Origin of the sequence: Halobaculum gomorrense (assembly GCF_900129775.1) — an archaeon.
GTDB lineage: Archaea > Halobacteriota > Halobacteria > Halobacteriales > Haloferacaceae > Halobaculum > Halobaculum gomorrense.
This window is the reverse complement of record NZ_FQWV01000010.1, coordinates 74661-80660: the sequence shown is the minus strand read 5'-3', so window position 1 is coordinate 80660 and position 6000 is coordinate 74661. Positions and strand designations below refer to the sequence as shown.

Here is a 6000-nt window from a genome sequence, read left to right as displayed (position 1 = left end):
CTCGGCCTTGTGAACCCAGTTATGGACGGTGGATCGAGCTCGATCAACACCAAATTCATAGAGAACTGAGACGGTATTCGAAAGTGATAGGCCACGCAGATGGAGCTGAATACCAAGCTTCATAAACTGCTTTGGTGTTGTTTCTCGCTCCACAAAGCCTAACTCGAACTCGTTCAAAACATCCGTTGAGGCGGGCGGTTTCTGCCATAGATCAGCTGAAAATCGCTCCGCCTCACTCTTCATCCTTATCTGAACACCGCCGACAGTATTGTATAGACCTGTCTGAGTGGCTGAAGGTCCCGGCAGTGATACCTACAGGACTGTCCTGAGACTGAGGATCGATCCGATTCCGCGCCGATCCACACTGGTCCTCGTTCCGCTTTCACACCCTTGGAACGACCGGTATCAGTGCGTTCAGGAGCACCCAGATCGGACAGGCTATCACACGTTCCGCTTCCGCCAGCAAGAAATAAAATACGATCCTCACCTGAGATACCGACAGTAGATAAACACCTTCGCCCGGGGGGATGTAAACGAAAATAACGGTTACACTTATTGGCTGACAAATGTCAGACAAAGTCGTACGATTATGTCGGGGACGACAATGCCCACGGGCGGTGGTACGGCCGAACAGCCCACGGCCGACGGGCAACACGACCGGGAGGAACCGCACAGCGTCTCCGAAGAGGAGCTGTTCGACGTGCTGGCGAACACGCGCCGGCGCAACGCGCTCCACGCGATCGCCCAGGCCGAGGGCACCACACACGAGTTGGGAACCCTCTCCGAGCGGGTCGCCGCGTGGGAGAACGAGATCGACGTAACGGAGGTGAGCTACGACGAGCGCAAGCGGGTCTACACCGCGCTCCAGCAGTCCCACCTTCCCAAACTCGACGAGGTCGGACTCGTCAGCTTCGACAAGGACCGCGGGACCGTCGACGCGACGCCGGCGCTGGGCGAGGTGGAGATCTATCTCGACGTCGTCCGCGGCAAAGAGATCCCGTGGAGCGAGTACTACCTCGGCCTCTCGGGCGTATCGATGGCGCTTCTTGCGGCGGTGTGGGTCGGGGCCTACCCGTTCACGTTGGTGCCCGATCTCGGGTGGTTCGCGTTCGTCGTCGTCGCGTTCACGGTGTCGGCGACGGTGAACCGGTACTTCTCCACGGAGATGAAACTCGGGGACGACAGATCCCCGCCCAACATCGAATAACTATGACCCGAACCGCGTTCAAGATCGCACTACTCGTCGTGCTCACGACCGGCTTGAGCGTCGGCACCAGCGGCTTCAGCACAGTCGAGGCGGCTCGCTCGGTGAACGTGAACGGGGTCGACAACGAGAACGCGTACGTCGGCGTGGTCGCCTGCGAGAAGTCGAACGGCAACGGCAACGGCGCGAGCCCCGTGCGCGTGTGGGTAACGAACCGATACACCGACACGGTTACGGTCGAGGAGATCTCGAACGAGGCGGTCGACCGAACTGACGGAAGCCTCGACACGGCGACGGTCTCCGCGGGCGAGCGCGAGCGGTTCGAGACGGTGTTCGACGTCCCGATCGACACGGTGATCGTTCGGGTGACGGCCGACGGCTTCGACGCGACGGTTACGCGTCACGTCGCGGCGAAATCGGCGTGCCCGTACGCGACGGCGACGAACGCCACGACGGGCGAAGCCGGCGGCGAGTAAGCGAAAGCACGAAGCACGACTGATTCTCCACCGCTCGAACTCGCCCCTCGCTCCGGCGCACAACGCTGTTTTCGGATGCGAGGAAGCAACTGGTCGTGAGCCACAACGCCGATTCGCACCACGACCCCACGCGGCGTATTCGATGCGGGAACGCTCCGGGGAGCCGACGGGCGCGACCAATCGGGACGACCTGCACCGGAGGACGTACCGCGGCGGCGACCGACGAGACGCCGCGAATCGCACGCCGCCACGCTCCGGGGCGTTTTTGTCCCTGGTGACTCTGTCGTCAGTATGACAGCCGACGCGGGCGGCGACGCGACCGGGAGGTTCTCGCTCGCGGAGACGCCGTTCGAGAGTGGGGAGTTTTCTCGGTTGTGGTTCCTCGCCACGGTGACCTACGGCGTCGGCGACATCGTCACGACGCTCGCGCTCATCAACTACTCCGAGCGAGTCAGTGAAGCGAACGTGCTCGTCGCGACCGCAGTCGACTGGTTCGGCGAGTTCGGACTCGTCGGTGTGAAACTGGCCGTGTTCGGAGCGTGTCTCGCGATCAGTCTGTCGAGTGCCCGCGCTGGCGACCGTTTCGGCTATTACATCCCGCCAGTCGTACTGTCGGTCCTCGGCGCGTTTACCACGGCGCTGAATCTGCGGCTGTTGATCGGGTGAGGCCGGATTGGGTCGCCGAACCGGGCGAAGACGGTTCGATCACAAGCACCCGATCAAGCGAGGTCGTCGGTCGTCACGGACAGGTCTAGGGTGAAGGACACCGTGTCGGTCGTAAACGGCGTATCGGAGTCGGGGGTTCCACTACGCCACGACCATCCGAGGCGGGTCGCCGTCGGCGCGGCCGGCGCACAATGACGGGGGCCGACCTGTTCCACACGATCGCCGCCGTCGCGAGTTCGGATCGATATTCCTGTCGATTAGATACCTAAAATAAGTAAATTAGTTGTCAAGTAAACCGGAATGTTGATATGCTTAATAAGTAATATGATAACAATGGCAACACAAGTGGACGACAGTCCGACCGAGTTCGGTCCGGACGGAGCGCCCGAGTCCGGCCCCGACGAGCCGGGAGGGCTGAGTCGGACGGAGGTGTTCCAGCTCCTCGGCAACGATCGTCGGCGGTACACGCTCCACCACTTGATGCGTAGAAAGAGTGCTGAGATCGGCGAACTGGCCGAGCAGATCGCCGCCTGGGAGAACGAGGTCGACGTCGCGGAGGTGGACTCGGCCCAACGCCGGTGCGTGTACGTCGCGCTCCACCAGACCCACCTCCCGCGGCTCGACCACGCGGGCGCGCTCAACTACGAGTCCACTCGAGACGAGATCGAGTTGACCGAGACCGGCGAGGACCTCCGCGTCTACATGGACGTCGTCCGGGGCAACGACATCCCGTGGAGCGAGTTCTATCTCGGCTTATCGGGGTTCGCAGCGGCACTCGTGACGGTCGCCTGGCTCGACATCTTCCCGTTCTCGATCGGGAGCGACGCCGCGTACGCCGCGTTCGTCGTCGTGCTGTTCGCGGTGACGAGCATCGTTCACCTCGTCCGCTCGCGTCGGAACCGCCTCGGTGCAGGCGACGCTCCGCCGACGGCCCGCTGACTGCCAGGGTCGCTCTCGCGTTCCAGTTCGAGGGGGCAGGACGCGACGCCAGCCCGGACGACAGACGGATGAATGCTCGCACTCATTTGATGCTCCCGTTCCATGGAATGCTCGCGCTCGATCCCTTCGACCGGGTCGAGCCCCCGTTCGAGCCGGTCCTCGCAGTCTCGGCACCCGAGAGCGGCCTGCCTCCCTGCTCGTGACCGCGGCCGACGCGTAGCGCGACGACGGACTTGTGGTCCGGGTGACCGCGTCGGCGACGGGAGTCGACGTCGGCGGGGTTGGAGTCCCGCTCTCTGCCGCATTCCTCGTCGAAGTTTCTAGGGTGGCGGGCGCAGCAGTGGCTGGGGGAATGCACGCGATGCGGTGTGCGACAGTGCCACCAGTTCGGCCCGTCCCTCACACTCGCGGGCGGGGCGGGGCGAGGTCTAACTGAAGCGCATCTGAGTTTGGCGGTAGTAGTGGACGGCCGAGGAGCCGGCAAAGACGGCCACGACGACACCGCCCACACGATGTCGCTGATCTCCGAGAAGGGAAAGCTGTCGAGCCAGCTGGCGAGGACGAGGACGGCAGTGGCGGCAGAGAGACCGAGGTGGTACTCGCTCCACTGGATATCGTCGCCGCGGACGACGTCGAGGTAGACATCGATGTCGTATTTCGCCGCGGTGAGACGGACGGTCCCACGATCCTTATCGTACTCTACGACACCCAATTCGTCTATCTTCGGCAGGTGTTGCTGCTGAAGGCTGATGTACACGACTTCCGTTCGATCCGCGGCACCTCCGCTATCGGCATCTCGTTCTCCCAGGCGGCGACCTGTTCGGCGAGGTGACCGATCACCCAGGCGGCGTCGTCTAGCGTGTGGGCGTGAAGCGCGTACCGTCGTCGGTTGTTCGCGAGTACCTCCAAGAGTTAGCCCTCGCTCAAGTGCGCTTTGGTCGAATAGTCCGCCTCTGAGTCGTTCCCGGCCGACTCCGGCACGCCCTTGGACGACTGACCGGGCGAGGGGGAGTGGGCCGTGCGGATCAAACAATTGAGGAAAGTAACATAGATCCTACGTCGATTGTAGGCTCGGATGAGTCGGTAGACAGCGTCGGAGTCAATTGCGCGTCTCGCTGTGTGCGGTCCAGGCCGCCAACAGACCGTACGGTGGGGAGATCGGGAGCCAGGTCCGACAATTCTCCGCGGCCGTCTCGTGTCCTGGCGAATCCCCGGCGCAACGAGGGAGTCCGATCACTCGGACGCGATCGAGTCGTCGTAGTTCGTCTCGAACATGCGCGACCCGCAGTCGTTGCAGGTCCCGACGAGTACCGACGTGGACCGACAACACGACTCGACCACGTCCTGCTCCAGGGAGACGTCCCCGCCACAGGCCGGGCACCGGTCGTACCAGAGTCGGAGCGCGCCGAGCACCTGCAGCCGCGTCTCGGGATCTATCGCAGCCCAGTCGTCGGTCCGGTCGGCGAACACCGCGGCGGCGGCGACGTCACCGATCATCGCGGCGCGAGACTCCCAGCGCGCGAGGGGCCGGTCCTCGCTGCGGAGGACGAACGCGTTCGGCCCTTGGGTGAGCGTCAGGTCCTCGGCGTCGACATCGACGTCCGCGCCGTGGAAGAGGAGCGACGCGGGTGCAGCGAGCAATCGGTCGGTAGCGTCGTACTCTGCGGCCCACTTGCGATGGGCCGTCCGAAACGATGGCGTCAGTTCGAGGTCGGCCCCGTCCTCGACCTCCCGCAACGCGTCACGACGCCGGAGGAACGCCTCGATGGTGTCGACGTCGTCGAGCGCGGGCGGCGTCGACGGCTCATCGACCTTGTCGAACAATCGAAGGAAGGAGTCGGGGAGGTACCGTTTCGTCACCGTCGGCGTGCCGGGGACGAGGTAGCCGCGGAGGTAGATTACGAGGAGCGACAGCCCGAAGAGCGACCCACCGGCAAGCGGCGAGACCGCCGCGACGACGACGCTGGCGGCCGTTCCGATAGAGAGGTTCACCAGCGTACACGGGAAACAGCGGTTTTCGCCCGTGTACTCGGGATTTCGGAGGAGATCGGTCAGAAACGACAGCGTGAAGGTCTCTCGTACGTTCATCGGTCGACCCCGCTGAATACCGAACGCGAGGCGGGGCTTCGGCGACGCCAGAGCTGAGAGTTCGCCGCAAGCGCCGTGGTGACGAACGCGATGGTGACGGACGCGATGGTGACCAGCGCGTCGGTGAGGACCTCGGTCGGGTCCATCGCGGCAAGGCCCGAGACGTCGACGGACGTGCTGACGACGGTGAGAAGTGAGAGTACCGCGAGCAGGCGATAGGACGCCGCCCGCGCGATACTGCTAGTGACTCCCTCCGCAGGGACGTCGCCGTCACGAGCGGACTCGCTCACGGTCGGCGTCTGTCGGGCAGGGTCGCACTCGATGCCGGTCTCGGAGCCAACCGTCGGGAAAGACGTCTGCATCAGCGAACTGCGCACGCTCGTTCGGCCGTCGTCGGGCGGCGACGGTGTCCCCGACGCCCGCTCTTCGATGTGGGAGGGGCGTTCGCGGCTGTCGTGGACGCCCTGTTCCGACGGGGAGTGGGTCAACGCACAGCGCCGGCTGATCGTCGAGAGGATGGTGTGGACTGCGATCGGTGCGGGTGTCGTCTCGCGTACGTGCATAGATGGTTACGTTAATGAGAGATTTCCCAATAAATGAGTCGACGTTTCAGCCCAGTTTGCTTCG

General features: G+C 63.8%; 6 protein-coding genes and 2 pseudogenes. 4 read left to right on the top strand and 4 right to left on the bottom strand.

All coding sequences use genetic code 11. The annotated features are described in order from the left end of the window. Positions 1 to 208, bottom strand: a pseudogene (locus BUE16_RS14705) (IS6 family transposase); the annotation flags it as partial. Between the two features lie 396 nt (positions 209 to 604). Between BUE16_RS14705 and BUE16_RS14700 the strand changes: the two are divergent. The 4 genes from BUE16_RS14700 (at position 605) to BUE16_RS14685 (ending at position 3285) form a co-directional block, all read left to right on the top strand. Further along, positions 605 to 1207, top strand: coding sequence for a DUF7344 domain-containing protein (locus BUE16_RS14700; protein WP_143165458.1), 603 nt, complete (start codon positions 605 to 607; stop codon positions 1205 to 1207). A 2-nt stretch (positions 1208 to 1209) separates the two neighbouring features. Continuing rightward, the gene (locus tag BUE16_RS14695; RefSeq protein ID WP_073311079.1) at positions 1210 to 1680 is read left to right on the top strand and encodes a hypothetical protein; all 471 of its coding nucleotides are present in this window, start codon (positions 1210 to 1212) and stop codon (positions 1678 to 1680) included. Positions 1681 to 1971: 291 nt separating this feature from the next. Then, positions 1972 to 2346, top strand: a complete 375-nt coding sequence (locus BUE16_RS14690) for a hypothetical protein (RefSeq protein WP_143165457.1) — start codon at positions 1972 to 1974, stop codon at positions 2344 to 2346. Between the two features lie 333 nt (positions 2347 to 2679). Then, positions 2680 to 3285, top strand: a complete 606-nt coding sequence (locus tag BUE16_RS14685) for a DUF7344 domain-containing protein (RefSeq protein WP_073311077.1) — start codon at positions 2680 to 2682, stop codon at positions 3283 to 3285. An 82-nt stretch (positions 3286 to 3367) separates the two neighbouring features. On the opposite strand, the pseudogene BUE16_RS17585 reads toward BUE16_RS14685, so the two are convergent. The 3 genes and pseudogenes from BUE16_RS17585 to BUE16_RS14670 all read right to left on the bottom strand — a co-directional run bounded on the left by BUE16_RS17585 (position 3368) and on the right by BUE16_RS14670 (position 5936). After that, positions 3368 to 4194: pseudogene (locus BUE16_RS17585) on the bottom strand (DUF7344 domain-containing protein). Positions 4195 to 4518: 324 nt separating this feature from the next. Next, on the bottom strand, positions 4519 to 5373 hold the full coding sequence (locus tag BUE16_RS14675) for a hypothetical protein (protein WP_073311075.1): 855 nt from the start codon (positions 5371 to 5373) through the stop codon (positions 4519 to 4521). Next, complete coding sequence (locus BUE16_RS14670) at positions 5370 to 5936, bottom strand: hypothetical protein (RefSeq protein WP_073311073.1); 567 nt, start codon at positions 5934 to 5936, stop codon at positions 5370 to 5372. The genes BUE16_RS14675 and BUE16_RS14670 overlap by 4 nt, the downstream gene beginning before the upstream one ends. Positions 5937 to 6000 lie beyond the last annotated feature (64 nt).